The sequence below is a fragment of the Enterobacter cloacae complex sp. 2021EL-01169 genome (genome assembly GCF_020733125.1).
GTDB classification, from domain to species: Bacteria; Pseudomonadota; Gammaproteobacteria; order Enterobacterales; family Enterobacteriaceae; genus Enterobacter; species Enterobacter roggenkampii.
On the sequence record NZ_JAJFTC010000003.1, the window covers coordinates 229,642 to 247,882 of the forward strand.

Consider the following 18,241-nt stretch of genomic DNA (forward strand, 5'->3'; position numbering starts at 1 on the left):
TCTCTTATGTCTGCCAGATACGCGGCGAACAGGCGGTTTTGGTGGTGAGGAGCGGGCGAAGCGACTGCCAGATGTCGCGCATCGCCCGCTGGCAAATCAGGTTATCGTGGGAGAGAAAACGCACCGACAGCAGCTCGTCGGTGAGTGTTGCCCCCGCAAAATGGCCCAGAGGCGCGAGCAGCGCGCGCACCGCGTCGAGATGTTCTTCATTGGCCGGATAGAACAGCAGTGTGCCGATCCACGGGTGTCCGGCAACGGGCGTGAGATCGCCGTCGCCGAGGTGCTGGCGCTCTATCAGGCGCGGCTCGTCCTCAACCCAGACTTCAAGGCGGCTCTCCAGCGTGCCGTGGCTGAAGGTCTCGCCGATTACCGGGCGTCCCAGACAGTACAGCTCCCACGCCAGCAGCGTGCTGGAGGCCTTCAGGTGGAAGACGGAGCGCAGCGCGGCATTTGCCCCGGGGAAGATAATGGTGTCCTGCGGCAGCCACTCCAGCGTGGATCCCTCATCGAGATAAAAATGCTGGCTCAGACGCGCCTGCGGGCCGCTGCTGCGATAGAACTTGCTGGCGCCGGGCATGGTGATAAGCGTGTGGCTTTTGGCGTCCAGCCGAACGGAAATGTCCAGCGTATCGCCGCCCACAACCCCGCCCGGCGGGTGCAGCAGGTAAAGGTGGCAGGTCTCGCCTTCAGGGTAAAACGGACGCTGAACGGTAAGCGGCCCGACGTGATGAGCGGAGTGCAGGAGGGTTTTCTCAGGGGTGTGACAAAACTGCAGGGCAAGCGACGCCTGCCAGCCTTTGTACGAATTATCAGTGACCTGAGCTGCTAACATGCTGCATCCATCTGCGCATCATCGGGGTCGTTTCAGTATGCCCTGGCAGAATTGAAGGCTGTCATATGAGTCGCTTATGGATAAAAAACGGCTCATATGAGCCGGTTTCTAACTTTTGATAATCGCCCGGCGGCGCTACGCTTGCACGGGCCTACAAGAGAATGCGCAATGTAGGCCGGGTAAGCGCAGCGCCACCCGGCAGGAAAGGCTAGCGGTAATCCTCCGCATCCACATCATACCCCGACGGCTCCCAGCGGATCGCCAGCAGCGAGGCCAGGCCGATAAACGGCGCCAGCGCAATCACCCAGAACACGGCGGTATCCAGCGAGGCGACCAGCAGCGGGAACAGGAACAGCGACAGCGTCGAGCTGCTGCGCATCAGCGTCTGGTTAAGGCCAACGCCGACGCCGCGCAGCGAGGTCGGGTAGCTCAGTGAGGCAAACGTCATGGTATGCGCGCCCGGGCCGAAGCCCTGGCCGAACAGGAAGAGCGCCAGCATTGCCACGGCAAGCACGCCTTCGGTGGCGCCTTCCGGACGACCAATCAGCCCCAGGCCCAGCAGCGCGACCAGCTGGCAGGCGTAACCCGCCAGCGACATCCGCCATGCGCCGAAGCGCGGCACGTAGCGTACCGCCAGCAGTCCGCCGACGAAGGCAAACAGCAGGTTAAGCACCAGAGAAATCAGGATGGTGGTCAGCATCGACTGGACAAAGAAGCTGGAGATGATCACCGGCAGACCAAACGCCACCGCGTTATAGGCGAACGAAGAGACGACGGACAACAGCGTGGCGAGCGTCGTGCGGCGTAAGTAGACGCCGCGGAACAGGTTCAGATAGTTGGACCATTTCGCTTTATTCACGACGGGAGCTGGCTGGCTGAGCGCATCCTGCGGCACGTGGGCATTGATGTTGTACGACTGACGCAAAATAGACGCCGCCTCCTTCAGGTTGCCCTGATTTGCCGCCCAGACCGGCGATTCGCTCATGTAGCGGCTGCGGATGGCGATAATCACCAGCGCGGGTACCGCGCCGAAGCCAAGGATCAGGCGCCAGAGCCAGTCGCTGTGGCTTTCCGGCAGTACGGCGTAGAAGAACAGCACCAGCAGATAGGAGATACTGATGGCGGCATACCAGGTGGGGCACCACATGGCGACGCTGGAGGCCTTATTGCCGGGGCCTTTTAGCCTGGCGAACTCGCTTAAAAATGCCATCGCCACGGGAAGGTCGATCCCGACGCCAAGCCCCATGACAAAGCGGGCACCCGCCAGTACATATTCGTTCGGGGCTAGCGCACAGGCGATGGCGGCCACCACGAAGAAGAGCATGTCGGCCATAAAGACGCGATAGCGCCCGATTTTATCCGTGAGATAACCGCCGAGCAGCGCCCCGACAATCGCGCCAAACGTAATGGCGGACGCCACCATGCCGGTACCGGCGGGCGTCAGGTTAAATTCGCGGGTGATATCTTTTATGCCGAAGGCCAGCGCGCCCAGATCGTAGGCATCGAGGAAAATCCCGCCCAGCGCGATACCGATCACGATGCGAGCATTGGCCCGGCCCTGAGAACCATCATTAACGAGGCGTGAAACATCCGATGCGCTGCACACCCACTGGATGTCGCCATCGGAACGTTTTCCTGCCGTTGAAAGGGGAGTTGTTTCTGTGATTTCTGCCATTTTCTTCTTATATGGTTGTGTTGTGTCATTAACAGTTACCACAGGCAGAAGGTGACCAAAATCACATTTGGCTATAAGGCATAACTAACCTTACGGGGCGTCTTTTTTCTTCCTCTTGAGCTTCGTCCAGATTTTGGTCTCCTGACGACGCCACAGGCGCTGAATATTGTCGTGATGACGCAGCAGGATAAGGCAGGAGAGCATCGATACCGGGAAGGTGAACTGAGGTTTGAACCACCAGACGTAGAACGGGGCGATCAGCGCGCTGACGATAGCGCCCAGCGACGAATAGCCGCTCAGCAGAATGGTGAGCAGCCAGGTGCCAGCCATCACGCCGGTTAAATCCCAGCCGATAGGCGCAATGGCACCAAAGGCGGTTGCCACGCCTTTGCCGCCTTTAAAACCGAAGAATACGGGCCAGATGTGGCCGACACAGGCAGCAATCGCAATGAGCCCCAGCCAGAACGGCGTGACGCCCAGCGCATACGCGCCCCAGACGGGTAGCATCCCTTTCAGAACATCAAAAATCAAAACCGCTACGGCTGCTCCCTTGCCGCCAATTCGTAGTACGTTGGTCGCTCCCGGATTCCCGGAACCACTTTCACGCGGGTCAGGTAACCCGGCGATGCGGCAGACCAGAATGGCGCTGGAGATTGAGCCGCAAAGATAGGCGAGGAGGATCATTCCAGGCGCGATTGCACTCATAACGCTGTTCCGTTTTGAAAATGTATCTGTATTCTCAGCATCTGTGGATAATACGCATAATTCGCCGGAAGTGGTATCCGGTTTAGCCAAAAAGCAGGCAGGTCGTGATGGATATTGTATTTATAGAGCAACTTTCGGTAATCACCACTATTGGTGTTTACGACTGGGAACAGACCATCGAGCAGAAGCTGGTGTTCGATATCGAAATGGGCTGGGATAACCGCAAGTCGGCAAAAAGCGATGACGTGAACGACTGTCTTAGCTATGCCGACATCAGTGAAACGGTCATCGGCCACGTGGAAGGGCAACGTTTTGCGCTGGTCGAACGGGTGGCGGAAGAAGTCGCAGAATTGCTGCTGAAAAAATTCAACTCACCGTGGGTGCGCATCAAGCTGAGCAAACCGGGCGCGGTGGCGCGCGCGGCCAACGTGGGCGTCATTATCGAGCGTGGCACAAATCTGAAAGGGAAGATTTAACGTCATAATAGCTAAACCATTTTAGGTTATACCGGTCTCAAGACTGTATCTTTATCGGTTGTCCGTACGGGACACCGTTTTTTTATATCTTTTTAGGGGTTTATAGATGAGCGATATGCACTCGCTGCTGGTGGCGGCAATACTGGGTGTGGTCGAAGGATTGACGGAGTTTTTACCGGTTTCCAGTACCGGCCATATGATTATTGTTGGCCATCTGCTGGGCTTTGAAGGCGATACTGCAAAAACGTTTGAAGTGGTTATCCAGCTGGGGTCTATTCTTGCGGTGGTGGTGATGTTCTGGCGCCGTCTGTTTGGCCTGATCGGTATCCATTTTGGCCGTCCGCCGCAGCACGAAGGGATGAGTAAAGGCCGCCTGTCGCTGATCCATATTCTGCTCGGGATGATCCCGGCGGTGGTGCTGGGGCTGGTTTTCCACGACACCATTAAATCACTGTTTAACCCGATTAACGTGATGTACGCGCTGGTGGTGGGCGGCTTCCTGCTGATCGCTGCGGAAGTGCTGAAGCCAAAAACGCCGCGCGCGGAAGGTCTGGATGATATGACGTATCGTCAGGCGTTTATCATTGGCTGCTTCCAGTGTCTGGCGCTGTGGCCGGGCTTTTCCCGTTCAGGCGCAACCATCTCCGGTGGGATGCTGATGGGCGTAAGCCGTTACGCCGCGTCAGAGTTCTCATTCCTGCTGGCGGTGCCGATGATGATGGGGGCCACCGCGCTTGACCTCTATAAAAGCATCGGTTTCCTCACCATGGGCGACATTCCGATGTTCGCCGTCGGCTTCATCACCGCGTTTATCGTGGCGCTGATTGCCATCAAAACCTTCCTGCAGCTGATTAAGCGTATCTCGTTCATTCCGTTCGCGATCTACCGCTTTATCGTTGCCGCTGCGGTTTACGTGGTCTTCTTCTGACCGACTGCCCTCAGTCTTTTGGCTGAGGGCAATGCTTTTCCTTCCACTCTGATACCGCCTGAATCCGCCGTTTCGTCAGTTCTTCGCGAATGTCCGGGCCTTTGAATCCCGCCTCGACAACGTCCTTCGTCGGCACCGCTTTGGCTACCTCCCAGGCTTTACGCAGTAAACGTCCCTGCGGGTAGTCACAGGCTTCAAACCCGGTGCGCCCGCGCACGTCAGCCTCGCTGGTGAGCGCGATCTGCTCCACGCGCTGGGGTTTGCGCCAGGCGTCGATGTTATCGAACAGTTTGACGATGGTGGCCGGTTTCAGGATCGGGAAGGTGTGGATCAGGTCGTGGAACTCGGCCACCAGTTTCGCCAGATCGCGGATTTCGTTCGGCACGCGCAGGCGCTGGCACAGCCCTTCGACGAGCTTCACCCCTGCCGGACCGTGCCCGTGGTGCCGAGGCCAGAGCTCTTTTGGCGTTAAGCCTTTGCCGAGATCGTGGCACAGGGTGGAAAAGCGCACGTCCACGTCAGGGCTGAGCATGGCCGCCATGCTCAGGGTCATCAGCGTGTGCACGCCGGTGTCAATCTCCGGATGCCATTTCGCCGGAGCCGGGACGCCAAACAGTGCGTCTATTTCCGGGAACAGCACCTTTAGCGCGCCGCAGTCGCGCAGCACCTGGAAAAAGACCTGCGGGTTACGCGTGGTGAGCGCATTCTCGGTCTCTTTCCAGACGCGCTCTGGCGTCAGGTGTTCAAGCTCGCCCGCCTCGGTCATGACGGTCATTAGCGCCATGGTCTCATCGGCAATGCGGAAGCTGAGATGGGCGTAACGCGCGGCAAAACGCGCCACGCGCAGCACGCGGAGCGGATCTTCAGAAAACGCCGGGGAGACGTGACGTAAGAGACGGTTGCGCAGATCGTCCTGGCCGCCATAAGCGTCAATAATCTGGCCGTGCTCGTCCTGCGCCAGCGCGTTAATGGTCAGATCGCGACGCAGGAGATCGTCCTCCAGCGTGACGTCCGGCGCGGCATAGCAGGTGAAGCCCGTATAGCCCGAACCTGATTTCCGCTCGGTACGCGCCAGGGCATACTCTTCGCGGCTTTTCGGGTGTAAAAAGACGGGAAAATCGCGGCCTACCTGCTGGTAGCCCGCGTCGAGCATCTCTTCCGGGGTGGCGCCCACCACCACCCAGTCTTTATCTTTGACCGGCAGACCTAACAACGCATCACGTACCGCACCACCGACCAGATAACTCTTCACGCCTGACACTCCCGTTTTCTCTTTTCCAGAATGATACGTAAGTCTGGCAGAGAAGACGAATTAGTTCATCCAGCGATCTTTACGTTTACGGCTTGGGATCAGGTGCGGCAGAACCAGACCCAGCACCAGACCGACGCCCAGCACGCCGCCGCCATACATAAACCACTGCATGATGATGGTGCGCTGTTTGTCATCGAGCTGCAGGTTGGCGGCATTCACTTTCTTCTGCGCGACAATCAGCTCGTTTTTCAGCTTCTGGTTCTCTTCTTTCAGGCCGTTAATCACCCCGTCGCTCTGCGCCACTTTCTGCTGCATCTCGGCGGTACGCTGGTTCCAGGTTCCGTCGATATTGTTCAGCTTGTCGGTCAGGGTTTTCACCTGATTTTCCAGATCCGGTACGCGGGTGCGCAGGCTTGGCACGGTGCTCAGCTCTTTCAGTGGGATCCAGGACGTGCGGCCAGAACTGTCGCGAACCTGACCGTAGTTAGTGTCCGCGTTGGTCTGTAACAGGGTGACTTCCTCGCCGGCATTTACCGTACCCACGAGGCGATAATTATCTCCGGGGCCACTGCGTACCCAGGTGTTCAGTTCGTCAGAAACGTAACGCTTCTCTTCAGCGTGCACTGCGGTTGCGGCGCTAAAAGCGAGTAAAGTAAGTCCAATCAGGCGTAATTTAAGCATCATTAGTCGTTATTTTCATAAATAGTGGAACGATAGTAGTGGCAACAGTGTCTCTACGCAAAGCATTCATCAGCAATCAGAATCATCTGTGTCACGACTCTACACATTTACGCCCGTCAAATTGCTCATTGCATGGCAATTTGGCGCAAAATACTATGTACTGACAAACAAATGGCGAGGAAGTTCGCCCTCATTGACGCGTCTGTGACGCCCGCAAAAGTACAAGGCTATGGCTCAGGAAATCGAATTAAAATTTATCGTCGAAAAAGACAGCGTTGACGCACTCCGCCAGCATCTGCATACGCTCTCCGGCGAACACCATGCACCGGTACAACTGCTTAATATCTATTACGAAACGCCGGATAACTGGCTACGCCGCCACGATATGGGGCTGCGCATCCGTGGCGCGAGTGGGCGCTACGAGATGACGATGAAAATTGCCGGCCGCGTGGTCGGCGGGTTACATCAGCGTCCGGAATACAATATCGACATCAGTCAGCCAGAACTTGAGCTGGAACGTTTTCCGGCGGAAGTGTGGCCGGAAGGCGAGCTGCCTGCCACGCTGGCGGAGCAGGTGCAGCCGCTGTTCAGCACCGATTTCTGGCGCGAGAAATGGCTGGTGACGGAAGGTAAAAGCCGCATCGAAATCGCCCTCGATCTGGGTGAGGTGAAGGCGGGTGAGTACCAGGAGCCGATCTGCGAACTGGAGCTTGAGCTGCTGGAAGGGGACGCAAATGACGTGCTGAAGCTGGCGCGCAGGCTGGTGAACCAGTCCGGATTGCGCCAGGGGAGCCTGAGCAAAGCCGCGCGGGGTTACCATCTGGCCGCCGGAAATGCGCCGCGCGTGCTGAAAGAGACGACCATTTTGCGCGTTGCGCCGAAAGCCAGCGTTGAGCAGGGGCTGGAAGCCGCGCTGGAGCTGGCGCTTTCTCAGTGGCAGTACCATGAAGAGCTGTGGGTACGAAATGTGAAAAACGCCAAATCCCACGTGCTGGCGGCCATTGCCCTGGTGCGCCATACCCTGACGCTCTTCGGCGGTATTGTTCCTCGCAAAGCGAGCGCTCACTTACGTGATCTGCTGACGCAAACCGAAACGCTGATGCTCTCGGACGTATCTGCGCAAACGGCGATCTACAGTCCGCAAGCCGCTTCGGCAAAACTGGCGCTGACCGAGTTTCTGGTGACGCGCGGCTGGCGCGCCTTCCTGGATGCGAAAGCCGAGGCCAAAATCGCGGAAAACTTTAAGCGTTTCGCAGACATTCATCTTTCCCGTCATGCCGCTGAACTGAAGAGCACCTTTGCGTATCCGCTCGGCGATAAGTATGGCGATCAGCTTCCCCGTCTTTCGCGCAACATCGACAGCATGCTGCTCCTTTCCGGTGCCTACGACGGGCCACAGGCGCAGGCGTGGCTGGAAAACTGGCAGGGGCTGAAGCATGCCATCGAAACCCGTCAGCATATTGAAATTGAGCATTTCCGTAATGAGGCCATTTCGCAGGAGCCGTACTGGCTGCACAGCGGAAAACGTTAACTCTGGCAAGGAACCCCTAGAATGCCGCTTTCTTCACCGTTACAGCAGCAGTGGCAGACCGTTTGCGAACGTCTGCCTGAGTCATTACCGGCGTCATCGTTAAGCGAGCAGGCGAAAAGCGTGCTCGTCTTCAGTGATTTTGTGCAGGAAAGCATAGCCGTCTACCCGGACTGGCTGGCGGAGCTTGAGAACGCACCGCCGCAGGCGGACGAGTGGCGGCACTATGCCGGCTGGCTGCAGGCCGCGCTTGAAGACGTCGCGGATGAGGCGACGCTGATGCGCGTCCTGCGTCAGTTCCGCCGTCGTGTGATGGTGCGCATTGCCTGGGCGCAGGCGCTGGAACTGGTGAGTGAAGAGAGTACGCTGCAGCAGTTAAGCGAGCTGGCGCAGACGTTGATTGTCGCCGCGCGCGACTGGCTCTACGCCGCCTGCTGTAAAGAGTGGGGCACGCCGTGCAGCGAGGAAGGGGTTCCTCAGCCGCTGTTGATCCTGGGGATGGGCAAGCTGGGCGGCTGCGAGCTGAACTTCTCCTCCGATATCGACCTGATTTTCGCCTGGCCTGAGAACGGCTCCACGCGCGGCGGCCGTCGCGAGCTGGACAACGCCCAGTTCTTTACCCGCCTCGGTCAGCGTCTGATTAAGGCGCTGGATCAGCCGACGCAGGACGGCTTTGTCTACCGCGTGGACATGCGCCTGCGTCCGTTCGGCGATAGCGGGCCGCTGGTGCTGAGCTTTGCCGCGCTGGAAGACTACTACCAGGAGCAGGGGCGCGACTGGGAGCGTTATGCGATGGTCAAAGCGCGGATCATGGGCGACAGCGACGACGCCTACGCCAACGAGCTGCGCGCCATGCTGCGCCCGTTCGTGTTCCGTCGCTATATCGACTTCAGCGTCATCCAGTCCCTGCGCAATATGAAAGGGATGATCGCCCGTGAGGTTCGCCGTCGTGGGCTGAAGGACAACATCAAGCTCGGCGCGGGCGGCATTCGCGAAATCGAATTTATCGTCCAGGTCTTCCAGCTGATTCGCGGCGGGCGCGAGCCGTCGCTACAGTCCCGCTCGCTGCTGCCGACGCTGAGCGCCATTGAGCAGCTTCACCTGCTGCCGGACGGCGACGCGCAAACCCTGCGCGAGGCCTATCTTTTCCTGCGCCGTCTGGAAAACCTGCTGCAAAGCATCAACGACGAACAGACCCAGACCCTGCCGGGGGATGACCTTAACCGGGCGCGTCTGGCCTGGGGGATGCGCGTGGATGACTGGTCAACGCTGACCGAACGGCTCGATGCCCATATGGCAGGCGTGCGCCGCATCTTCAACGAGCTGATCGGTGATGACGAAAGCGAATCGCAGGACGATGCCCTTTCCGAGCACTGGCGCGAGCTGTGGCAGGACGCGCTCCAGGAAGATGACACCACGCCGGTGCTGACGCATTTAACCGACGACGCGCGCCATCGCGTGGTGGCGCTGATTGCCGATTTCCGTCTTGAGCTGAACAAGCGCGCCATTGGCCCGCGCGGCCGTCAGGTGCTGGATCACCTGATGCCGCATCTGCTGAGCGAGGTCTGCTCGCGGGCAGATGCGCCGGTGCCGCTGTCGCGCATGATGCCGCTGCTGAGCGGGATCATCACGCGCACCACGTACCTTGAACTTTTGAGCGAGTTTCCGGGGGCACTCAAGCACCTGATTACGCTCTGCGCCGCCTCCCCGATGGTGGCCAACAAGCTGGCGCGTTATCCGCTGCTGCTGGATGAGCTGCTCGACCCGAACACCCTGTATCAACCCACGGCGACGGATGCCTACCGTGACGAGCTGCGTCAGTATCTGCTGCGCGTGCCGGAAGAGGACGAAGAGCAGCAGCTGGAGGCGCTGCGACAGTTTAAGCAGGCCCAGATGCTGCGTGTGGCGGCGGCGGATATCGCCGGAACGCTGCCGGTAATGAAAGTGAGCGATCACTTAACATGGCTCGCGGAAGCGATCATCGACGCGGTCGTGCAGCAGGCATGGGTGCAGATGGTGTCCCGCTACGGCCAGCCGAAGCACCTTGCTGACCGGGAGGGGCGAGGCTTTGCCGTGGTCGGTTATGGCAAGCTCGGCGGCTGGGAGCTGGGATACAGCTCCGATCTGGATTTAATTTTCCTGCACGACTGCCCGGTTGACGTGATGACCGACGGCGAGCGTGAGATTGACGGGCGTCAGTTTTATCTGCGCCTGGCCCAGCGCATCATGCACCTGTTCAGCACCCGCACTTCGTCGGGCATTTTGTATGAAGTCGATGCGCGCCTGCGTCCGTCCGGTGCGGCGGGTATGCTGGTCACCTCAACGGAGTCCTTCGCCGATTATCAGAAGAATGAAGCCTGGACCTGGGAGCATCAGGCGCTGGTGCGCGCCCGCGTGGTGTATGGCGATCCGCAGCTCAAAACGCAGTTCGATGCCGTCCGTAAGGAGGTCATGACCACCCCGCGCGAGGGCAGTACGCTGCAGACGGAAGTGCGCGAAATGCGCGAGAAAATGCGCGCGCACCTGGGTAATAAACACCGCGATCGCTTTGATATCAAAGCCGACGAGGGCGGGATTACCGATATTGAGTTCATTACCCAGTATCTGGTGCTGCTCCACGCGCACGACAAGCCGAAGCTGACCCGCTGGTCGGATAACGTGCGCATTCTGGAGCTGCTGGCGCAAAACGACATTATGGACGAGCAGGAGGCGCAGGCTTTAACCCGCGCCTACACCACGCTGCGCGACGAGCTGCATCACCTGGCGCTACAGGAGCAGCCGGGGCACGTGGCGCTGGACTGTTTTGTCGCAGAGCGCGCTCAGGTAACGGCCAGCTGGCAGAAGTGGCTGGTGGAACCGTGCGTAACAAATCAAGTGTGATATTATCGCGCGCAAATTGTGAATCTTTCTGGAGTCAGGAATGAAAGTAACACTGCCAGAGTTTGAACGTGCTGGGGTAATGGTTGTTGGGGATGTGATGCTGGATCGCTACTGGTACGGCCCGACCAGCCGCATCTCTCCGGAAGCACCGGTACCGGTGGTTAAGGTCGACACCATTGAAGAGCGTCCCGGCGGCGCGGCAAACGTGGCGATGAACATAGCCTCTCTGGGCGCGCACTCGCGTCTGGTTGGCCTGACCGGTATCGACGATGCGGCGCGCGCGCTGAGCAAGTCGCTGGCGGACGTGAACGTGAAGTGTGACTTCGTTTCTGTTCCGACCCACCCGACCATCACCAAGCTGCGCGTGCTGTCACGTAACCAGCAGCTGATCCGCCTTGACTTTGAAGAAGGGTTCGAAGGCGTTGATCCCGAGCCGTTGCACGAGCGCATTAACCAGGCGTTGGGCAATATCGGCGCGCTGGTGTTGTCCGACTACGCGAAAGGCGCGCTGGCCAGCGTGCAGACGATGATCCAGCTGGCGCGTAAGGCCAGCGTACCGGTGCTGATCGATCCTAAGGGCACCGACTTTGAGCGCTATCGCGGCGCAACCCTCCTGACGCCAAACCTCTCCGAGTTTGAAGCGGTGGCGGGCAAATGCAAAACCGAGGAAGAGCTGGTTGAGCGCGGCATGAAGATCATTGCTGACTTCGAATTATCTGCGCTGCTGGTGACCCGCTCCGAGCAGGGGATGACGCTGCTGCAGCCGGGCAAGGCGCCGCTGCATATGCCAACCCAGGCGCAGGAAGTGTATGACGTGACCGGTGCCGGTGATACGGTGATCGGCGTGCTGGCGGCGACGCTGGCGGCGGGGAACTCCCTGGAAGAAGCGTGCTACTTCGCCAACGCCGCGGCAGGTGTGGTCGTCGGTAAACTCGGTACCTCAACCGTTTCCCCAATCGAGCTGGAAAACGCGGTGCGCGGCCGTGCTGACACCGGTTTCGGTGTGATGACCGAAGACGAGCTGAAAGTGGCTGTCGCCGCTGCGCGCAAGCGCGGTGAAAAAGTGGTGATGACTAACGGCGTGTTCGACATCCTGCACGCGGGCCATGTCTCTTATCTGGCGAATGCGCGTAAGCTGGGCGATCGTCTGATTGTGGCGGTCAACAGCGATGCCTCAACCAAACGTCTGAAGGGTGAAACGCGTCCGGTGAACCCGCTTGAGCAGCGTATGATCGTGCTCGGCGCGCTGGAAGCCGTGGACTGGGTGGTGTCGTTTGAAGAAGACACGCCGCAGCGCCTGATTGCCGGTATTCTGCCGGACCTGCTGGTGAAGGGCGGGGATTACAAGCCGGAGCAAATCGCGGGTAGCGAAGAGGTCTGGGCCAACGGCGGTGAGGTGATGGTGCTCAACTTCGAGGACGGGTGTTCCACCACCAACATCATCAAGAAGATCCAGAAAGACAGTCAGTAAAAAACGGGCCTATTGGCCCGTTTTTTTATGTCGGGTGGCGGCTGCGCCTTACCCGACCTACGCGTTCATTCAGGCCCGGTAAGGCGTAGCCGCCACCGGGCTCAACAGGCCGCACTTACTCCTGGTTATCCACCGGCGGAATGGCCGGCGCTGGCTTCACTTCTTCCGGCGCATTGCGGTTTTCCAGCTCGGTCAGATGCTGTTCCAGCAGTGCCAGCTTCTCGCGGGTGCGCAGCAGAACCTGGGTCTGCACGTCAAACTCTTCGCGGCTGACGAGATCAAGGCGAACCAACTGCGCCTGCAGCGTCTGGCGGATTTTCTTCTCAACGTCATCACCAAATTCACGAATGCCTTTTGGCATAGACTCGTGAACCTGACGCGCAATTTGCTCAATTTTCTTCGGGTCAATCATTGTCGTTTCCCTTGATGAAAAGGTGTTAGTGTCCATTGTAGCGCGTCATGCCCGGGGTAAACAAAATTGTTTGATGCTTATGCATTGCCCAGGATAATCAATAGCGTTATAGTTATCTCGCTTATTCTCAGGGCGGGGCGAAATTCCCCACCGGCGGTAAATCAGCTTAACGCTGAAAGCCCGCGAGCGCTTTGGGTGAATTCTCAAAGGTCAGCAGATCCGGTGTAATTCCGGGGCCGACGGTTAGAGTCCGGATGGGAGAGAGTAACGATCCAGTCGGGCATGGGCCCGCTCACGTTATCTTTTTGCCGCTTATACGGCGCTCCTAAGACTGCCCTGATTCTGGTAACCATAATGTTAATGAGGTTTTTTTACCATGAATCAGACGCTACTTTCCTCTTTTGGCACTTCAACTCAACGTGTTGAACATGCACTGGATGCACTGCGCGAAGGCCGCGGTGTGATGGTGCTTGACGATGAAAACCGTGAAAACGAAGGCGACATGATTTTCGCCGCCGAAAACATGACCGTTGAACAGATGGCGCTGACCATCCGTCACGGCAGCGGCATCGTATGCCTGTGTATTACCGAAGATCGTCGTAAGCAGCTCGAGCTGCCGATGATGGTCGAAAACAACACCAGCGCCTTTGGTACCGGATTTACCGTGACCATTGAAGCGGCGCATGGCGTGACCACCGGTGTGTCTGCGGCTGACCGTCTGACCACCGTACGTGCCGCGATTGCTGATGATGCGAAGCCATCCGATCTGCATCGTCCAGGCCACGTCTTCCCACTGCGCGCGCAGGCGGGTGGCGTGCTGACCCGCGGCGGTCACACCGAAGCGACGATCGACCTGGTGACGCTGGCAGGCTTCAAACCTGCGGGCGTGCTGTGTGAACTGACCAACGACGACGGCACCATGGCGCGTGCGCCAGAGTGCATCACCTTCGCACGTCTGCACAACATGCCGGTGGTAACGATTGAAGATCTGATCGAGTATCGCCAGGCGCACGAGCGCAAAGCCAGCTGAAATGGCTGATGTGAAAAAGCCGGGGAAACCCGGCTTTTTTGTCTCTAGTGATAGTTAATTTTGAACAGCACCACCGTTTCGAACGGGCCGGACTGGATCGCTTTTCCTTCGACCGGCGACAGCTCTGCGGTGTATTGCTGCTCATGCTCAAGCGTGCTGCCCGTAAAATCCACGTATTCGTTGTAGTGGTTAAAGGTGTAGGGCTCGGTTCCGTTAAGGATCCTCAGCTTCAGGCCATTGCCTATCAGCAGTGCGGTATCGTTGGCGGTAAGCGCTTCATTTGTATAGAACGACGAGTCCATTTTGAAGCCATCTGAACATTGGGCATCCTGCACTTTCGTCGTCTTCACCGAAAAGGTCCGTTTACGCGTCTGTTGATTCACGATATCGCGTGCGCTAAAGGTGCCGAAATCAATCTCCTGGTTCTCAGGGTAAATACTGAACTTTGCCCCGCAGTCCAGAACGGTAATATTTTGCAGCCCGTTGATGTGATATTTGAGGTTTTTCGCATCCGACATCTGGTTCACGCCGCCTTTTCCGTCAAACTGGACAACGATGTAATCGCTCAGCGAGCTGACGTAGCCGTGAGGCGGCATGGCTTTAATTTTTACGTATAAGCGCAGACGAGCAATGAAGGTTCGTGAAGTGTGGATATCATCCGGGTTACCGGAACAGATACGATTTTCCCATCCCATTTGTCGGATCTGCTCGGGGGTATAAATCGTGATGTTTTGGTTGTCCAGACACTGTCGGGTATCGACGCCGTTAGGCTGGCCTTTTGCATCGTAGTCTATCCCTTCATAGGTTACGCCCAGTTCATAATAGGGATCGGAGGTTGAAGGATAAGGATTCACCCAGCCAAAAATATCCTCCGGTTGAAAGCTGCTTGTGACATTGTGGTTGCATGTCACCGGGATTTTGATGTCATCCGATTCCCAAATTTTCTCACCTGCCTGTGCATTACTGGGGATAGCAAACGGCGAGATCGTTTTAGTTTCTTCTACGGGGCCGCCCGAACCGCCCAGGTAGCAGTCGAGCGCCAGCGCTTCTCTTAAAGGCAGCACTGAGAGCAGCACTATGAACAATACGTTAGCGAGATTGCGCATCTTTTTCGATCTTCCGTTCGGTGAGCGAGCACTGCGCCGTTCCCGCGCACTGTACGTCGACCTTTTTCAGCGCGCCGTAATCGTCGATATAACCGATGCTGTAATAGTTACCGTGGTAGTCACCGGTAGAGGTTGTTGCTGTCGCGTAAGGCGCAAGCATCAGGCTGTCGAAGCCCGGCAGCATGGTTCTGGCATTCTTACTGAGCCACGCCAGCGTGATGTAGTACGGCGTCGGGTTATGTATGGTCAGCCCTTTCGCAGTAGCTGAAATTTCCATCCGCATTTCCGCCTGCTCGCCGGGTTTTTTGGTAATCGCTTTAGGGCGCCAGAACAGCTTGATCCTGCTCTGCATCGCCACCTGCATGACGCTGCGTTCATCGCTGGCGCTGGTGCTTTTCGGCGGCACTTCGCGCAGGTTGAAATAAAACAGGGATTCTCTGTCTTTCGGTAACTGACTGGTGGCCGCTTGCTTAACGATCCTGACCTGCGATGCGGAACCCGCTTCAATGCGTTGAATCGGAGGCAGCGCCATGAAATACCTGTCTTCTTTACGGCCTTTCTCATCTTCAATCCAGGAGAGCGCCAGATAGGGCAGCGCTTTACTCTGGTTTTCAATCTTCAGGCTGCTGGCCTTGTCGCTTTCCGGAAAGACAATGCGCGTGCGGTCCAGGTTTACGGCCGCGTGAGTGGTGAATGCTGTGCCGACCAGCATCAGGCACAGGCTTTTGAGTAAGGTTAATTTCATCATGATTTCTTACTGACATGGCAGTATCAACTGCATACTGTTTTCAAGGTGTGAAGGTAACGTGAAGCGGCACTGCTGATTGTCTCCCCACGTCACGCGAAACTGTTGTTCTGGCTCTACGGCGCCGAGCCAGACGTGGCCGTCATCGGCGACCATGGCAATCTGCCGATCGTCTTCCAGCTGGCGAACAACGGCGCCCAGCGGCGGTATGCCAGAGGCAGTTCGTAAGATGCCTGCGATATCATTGCCTGCACGCGTCGCAATCTGACGGTACCCGATGGCACCTTCCGTCCAGGTTGAGGTGACGACGCGGGTGTCAACGTCTACGCCATCGGGCAGGTTGTTCATATTGACCTGCACGCTGGAAGGCGAATAGCTGGAGATGGACGGTAAAACGCCAATCCCGAAGCGATTGGTTTCATCCCGCGACATGTTCAGCGGGATGTTGCCTACGCCATCGGTACTGACCATCACGCGCGGCTCGTTACCGTAGCTGCGGCGGTGCAGCGCAGCGCCTTTAGCCGTCGAGGTGAATGAACCGGTCCAACTGGCACTCAGGGAATTGTATTCGTTAGCCTTAACACTCCCGGAGAGATTCAGGTCGCCATAAGGAGAATAATGTTGATAGTTGCCGCTCACCTGCGCGCCGGCATCTGACTGCTCGCTTTCGGTACCTGCCGAAACGCCCCAGGTGTTGTTGCGGTCTGATGTGTCATACCACGATACGTTCTGGCTCAGACTGTCGCTGTTGCGCAGGTCGTAATTCAGACGATGATCGGGATCGAGCGGTACGCTCAGTGAGAGATAGAACTGCGTATCGTCGTCTTCGTCTTCATAGTGGGTTTTACTCCACGACACGGTGAGGCCCAGATTTTTCCAGCGACCGATATCAAAGTTATAGCCTGCGGTCACGCTGCCCGTCGTGGAGGAGGAATCGTTCCACCAGGTTTGACGCAGCATGTTCACATAGAGGTTGAGCGATAGCGCCGAAATGTACTGGCTTGCCGTCACGCTGAGCGTCTGTTTTTCTGACTGCCGATCGTTATTGTCATCATCCAGAAAACGGGCGTAGCTGAGAAACTGCGGGTCGGAATAGCGATAACTGGCGAGCGTAAGCTGGCTGCCGGTGGTATCGAAACGCTTACTGTAGTTGAAACGGTAGCTGTAACCTGTCTGGCTATTCTGATTGGGCAACTGGCTGGTTGCCTGCGTCACGTCAAAAGAGAGCGCGCCCAGGTACTCCATGTTTTGACCTATTCCGGCGGCAACGGACCGGTAGCGATCGCCATCGGCGAGCGTACCGCCGTAGAGGGAGGTTTGTGACAGCATCCCCCAGGAGAATTCGCCGCTCATAAACGCGTTATCTTCAACGTCATGCGAGGCGTCTTTGCGTGCTTTTCCTGCCGCCAGCTTATAGCGAACCTGACCTTTGCGGGTTAAAAAAGGCACCGATTCCGCAGAAACCTGGAAGGTGCTTACGCGCCCATCTTCTTCTGCCACTTTGACGTCCAGCGTACCCTGTACAGACTGGTTTAGATCCTGAATAACAAACGGCCCTGGCGGAACGTTGCTTTGGTAAATGACACGGTCAGCCAGGCTAACCGTTACCGTGGCGTTAGTTTGCGCGAGGCCGGTAATTTGTGGCGCGTAGCCGCGCAGCGACCATGGCAGCATGCGCTCATCGCTAATCAGGGAGGCTCCGGTATAGGTGAAGGCATCAAAAATAGCGGACTGGAAATCCGTTTCACCCAGTGTGAGTTTGGCTCCGAGCGAGGGGAGAGGACGGAACATATAGAGGCGTGAAAAGCGTCCGTCATTCTCTGAACCTGCGTCGGTATGGGTTTGAGTATACTGATAATCACCGCGCAGTCGCCACGCGCCCATATTCGCGCCGGCAGTGCCATAAGTGTTGACGTTATCCGTGCTGCTGCCATCGTTCGGCTGGTAATGACTGGCAAAAAGATTGTAATCCAGTAGTACGCCCGGCACGCCGTTGTCCCAGGTTGAAGGGGGCATCCAGTCTGCGGCACGGTACTGTAACCAGGCCTGAGGTATCGTGACCTTCAGCGTCTGGCTGGATTGCTCAAAATTAAATTTAATATCCGGTTTTGATGAAAAGTCGACGCACCCATCTTTTTCCGCCAATGCGCTACGGATATTGTCCTGCAGAGCAAATGTATCGGCCAGTTCAGGTGGAATACAGACTTGTACGCTCTTGTCTATCTCCTGCCAGCGGAGCTGCCAGCCATTTGCCAGCGGGATATCATTAATTGAAACGGTAACAAAATAGTCGCCTGGTGTGATCGATATTTGATCTTTAAAAAGAGATAAATCAACGCTGCCACGCTGATCTTTATCGATGGCATTGATGTTAAATTCGGTAGCGGAGGCAAGCTCCACCATAAACAGGGACGTCATAATAATTATGCATTGTAATTTATATGTCATCGCCCTGTTACTCAAATAAATACATTCAACGCCGGCTGACATTAAATGCCAGCCGGTTTAATTTGAAACATG

At 57.2% G+C, this 18,241-nt stretch carries 15 protein-coding genes and 1 riboswitch; of the genes, 6 read left to right on the plus strand and 9 right to left on the minus strand.

Features of this window, described 5'->3' with window-relative positions; translation table 11 throughout:
• Positions 1–4 precede the first annotated feature (4 nt).
• The 3 genes from LLF79_RS12315 to plsY form a co-directional block, all read right to left on the minus strand.
• Entirely contained in the window at positions 5–832 is an 828-nt protein-coding gene (locus LLF79_RS12315) for an urease accessory protein UreD (RefSeq protein WP_222665208.1), read from the minus strand.
• Between the two features lie 208 nt (positions 833–1,040).
• On the minus strand, positions 1,041–2,507 hold the full coding sequence (locus tag LLF79_RS12320) for an MFS transporter (RefSeq protein ID WP_139963678.1): 1,467 nt from the start codon (positions 2,505–2,507) through the stop codon (positions 1,041–1,043).
• 90 nt (positions 2,508–2,597) lie between these two features.
• On the minus strand, positions 2,598–3,212 hold the full coding sequence (plsY, locus tag LLF79_RS12325; protein ID WP_008502955.1) for a glycerol-3-phosphate 1-O-acyltransferase PlsY: 615 nt from the start codon (positions 3,210–3,212) through the stop codon (positions 2,598–2,600).
• Between the two features lie 107 nt (positions 3,213–3,319).
• Here plsY and folB point away from each other — a divergent pair, with 107 nt between their 5' ends.
• Together folB and bacA are read left to right on the plus strand one after the other, a co-directional pair.
• Positions 3,320–3,688 carry a bifunctional dihydroneopterin aldolase/7,8-dihydroneopterin epimerase gene (folB, locus tag LLF79_RS12330; RefSeq protein WP_008502956.1) on the plus strand — a complete coding sequence of 123 codons (369 nt, stop codon included), beginning with the start codon at positions 3,320–3,322 and terminating at the stop codon, positions 3,686–3,688.
• Between the two features lie 106 nt (positions 3,689–3,794).
• Positions 3,795–4,616 carry an undecaprenyl-diphosphate phosphatase gene (gene bacA / locus LLF79_RS12335; protein WP_227879574.1) on the plus strand — a complete coding sequence of 274 codons (822 nt, stop codon included), beginning with the start codon at positions 3,795–3,797 and terminating at the stop codon, positions 4,614–4,616.
• A 10-nt stretch (positions 4,617–4,626) separates the two neighbouring features.
• Here the strand turns inward: bacA and LLF79_RS12340 are convergent, their stop codons facing one another.
• A complete protein-coding gene (locus LLF79_RS12340) occupies positions 4,627–5,868 on the minus strand; it encodes a multifunctional CCA addition/repair protein (RefSeq protein WP_219288507.1) in 1,242 nt (413 codons plus the stop codon).
• Between the two features lie 60 nt (positions 5,869–5,928).
• Positions 5,929–6,549 carry a TIGR04211 family SH3 domain-containing protein gene (locus LLF79_RS12345; RefSeq protein ID WP_025912514.1) on the minus strand — a complete coding sequence of 207 codons (621 nt, stop codon included), beginning with the start codon at positions 6,547–6,549 and terminating at the stop codon, positions 5,929–5,931.
• A gap of 229 nt (positions 6,550–6,778) precedes the next feature.
• On the opposite strand from LLF79_RS12345, the gene LLF79_RS12350 reads away from it, so the two are divergent.
• From LLF79_RS12350 to hldE, 3 genes are read left to right on the plus strand one after another with little or no spacing between them, the layout of a single operon-like run.
• Entirely contained in the window at positions 6,779–8,080 is a 1,302-nt protein-coding gene (locus LLF79_RS12350; protein ID WP_021242317.1) for an inorganic triphosphatase, read from the plus strand.
• Positions 8,081–8,101: 21 nt separating this feature from the next.
• Positions 8,102–10,957, plus strand: a complete 2,856-nt coding sequence (gene glnE, locus LLF79_RS12355) for a bifunctional [glutamate--ammonia ligase]-adenylyl-L-tyrosine phosphorylase/[glutamate--ammonia-ligase] adenylyltransferase (protein ID WP_206805392.1) — start codon at positions 8,102–8,104, stop codon at positions 10,955–10,957.
• A gap of 40 nt (positions 10,958–10,997) precedes the next feature.
• The gene (hldE, locus tag LLF79_RS12360) at positions 10,998–12,428 is read left to right on the plus strand and encodes a bifunctional D-glycero-beta-D-manno-heptose-7-phosphate kinase/D-glycero-beta-D-manno-heptose 1-phosphate adenylyltransferase HldE (protein ID WP_003862540.1); all 1,431 of its coding nucleotides are present in this window, start codon (positions 10,998–11,000) and stop codon (positions 12,426–12,428) included.
• A 115-nt stretch (positions 12,429–12,543) separates the two neighbouring features.
• On the opposite strand, the gene ubiK is transcribed toward hldE, so the two are convergent.
• Positions 12,544–12,840: a ubiquinone biosynthesis accessory factor UbiK gene (gene ubiK / locus LLF79_RS12365; RefSeq protein WP_227879575.1), complete on the minus strand. Its 297-nt coding sequence runs from the start codon at positions 12,838–12,840 to the stop codon at positions 12,544–12,546.
• A gap of 119 nt (positions 12,841–12,959) precedes the next feature.
• A riboswitch (FMN riboswitch) is annotated at positions 12,960–13,110 on the plus strand.
• A gap of 106 nt (positions 13,111–13,216) precedes the next feature.
• Between ubiK and ribB the strand changes: the two genes are divergently transcribed.
• Positions 13,217–13,870, plus strand: coding sequence for a 3,4-dihydroxy-2-butanone-4-phosphate synthase (gene ribB / locus LLF79_RS12370; protein WP_008502964.1), 654 nt, complete (start codon positions 13,217–13,219; stop codon positions 13,868–13,870).
• 44 nt (positions 13,871–13,914) lie between these two features.
• Here ribB and LLF79_RS12375 read toward each other — a convergent pair whose 3' ends face one another.
• Genes LLF79_RS12375 through LLF79_RS12385 form a run of 3 tightly spaced genes read right to left on the minus strand, consistent with a single transcriptional unit; the run spans position 13,915 to position 18,169 of the window.
• Positions 13,915–14,976, minus strand: coding sequence for a type 1 fimbrial protein (locus LLF79_RS12375; RefSeq protein ID WP_227879576.1), 1,062 nt, complete (start codon positions 14,974–14,976; stop codon positions 13,915–13,917).
• On the minus strand, positions 14,960–15,721 hold the full coding sequence (locus LLF79_RS12380) for a molecular chaperone (RefSeq protein ID WP_206805406.1): 762 nt from the start codon (positions 15,719–15,721) through the stop codon (positions 14,960–14,962). The genes LLF79_RS12375 and LLF79_RS12380 overlap by 17 nt, the downstream gene beginning before the upstream one ends.
• Before the next feature lie 9 nt (positions 15,722–15,730).
• On the minus strand, positions 15,731–18,169 hold the full coding sequence (locus LLF79_RS12385) for a fimbria/pilus outer membrane usher protein (RefSeq protein ID WP_227879577.1): 2,439 nt from the start codon (positions 18,167–18,169) through the stop codon (positions 15,731–15,733).
• Positions 18,170–18,241 lie beyond the last annotated feature (72 nt).

Bases quoted from the DNA above. Each gene is read 5' to 3' on its own strand.
- LLF79_RS12315 (WP_222665208.1), bottom strand. From the start codon at position 832: ATGTTAGCAGCTCAGGTCACTGATAATTCGTACAAAGGCTGGCAGGCG.
- LLF79_RS12320 (WP_139963678.1), bottom strand. From the start codon at position 2,507: ATGGCAGAAATCACAGAAACAACTCCCCTTTCAACGGCAGGAAAACGT.
- plsY (WP_008502955.1), bottom strand. From the start codon at position 3,212: ATGAGTGCAATCGCGCCTGGAATGATCCTCCTCGCCTATCTTTGCGGC.
- folB (WP_008502956.1), top strand. From the start codon at position 3,320: ATGGATATTGTATTTATAGAGCAACTTTCGGTAATCACCACTATTGGT.
- bacA (WP_227879574.1), top strand. From the start codon at position 3,795: ATGAGCGATATGCACTCGCTGCTGGTGGCGGCAATACTGGGTGTGGTC.
- LLF79_RS12345 (WP_025912514.1), bottom strand. From the start codon at position 6,549: ATGCTTAAATTACGCCTGATTGGACTTACTTTACTCGCTTTTAGCGCC.
- LLF79_RS12350 (WP_021242317.1), top strand. From the start codon at position 6,779: ATGGCTCAGGAAATCGAATTAAAATTTATCGTCGAAAAAGACAGCGTT.
- glnE (WP_206805392.1), top strand. From the start codon at position 8,102: ATGCCGCTTTCTTCACCGTTACAGCAGCAGTGGCAGACCGTTTGCGAA.
- hldE (WP_003862540.1), top strand. From the start codon at position 10,998: ATGAAAGTAACACTGCCAGAGTTTGAACGTGCTGGGGTAATGGTTGTT.
- ubiK (WP_227879575.1), bottom strand. From the start codon at position 12,840: ATGATTGACCCGAAGAAAATTGAGCAAATTGCGCGTCAGGTTCACGAG.
- ribB (WP_008502964.1), top strand. From the start codon at position 13,217: ATGAATCAGACGCTACTTTCCTCTTTTGGCACTTCAACTCAACGTGTT.
- LLF79_RS12375 (WP_227879576.1), bottom strand. From the start codon at position 14,976: ATGCGCAATCTCGCTAACGTATTGTTCATAGTGCTGCTCTCAGTGCTG.
- LLF79_RS12380 (WP_206805406.1), bottom strand. From the start codon at position 15,721: ATGAAATTAACCTTACTCAAAAGCCTGTGCCTGATGCTGGTCGGCACA.
- LLF79_RS12385 (WP_227879577.1), bottom strand. From the start codon at position 18,169: ATGACATATAAATTACAATGCATAATTATTATGACGTCCCTGTTTATG.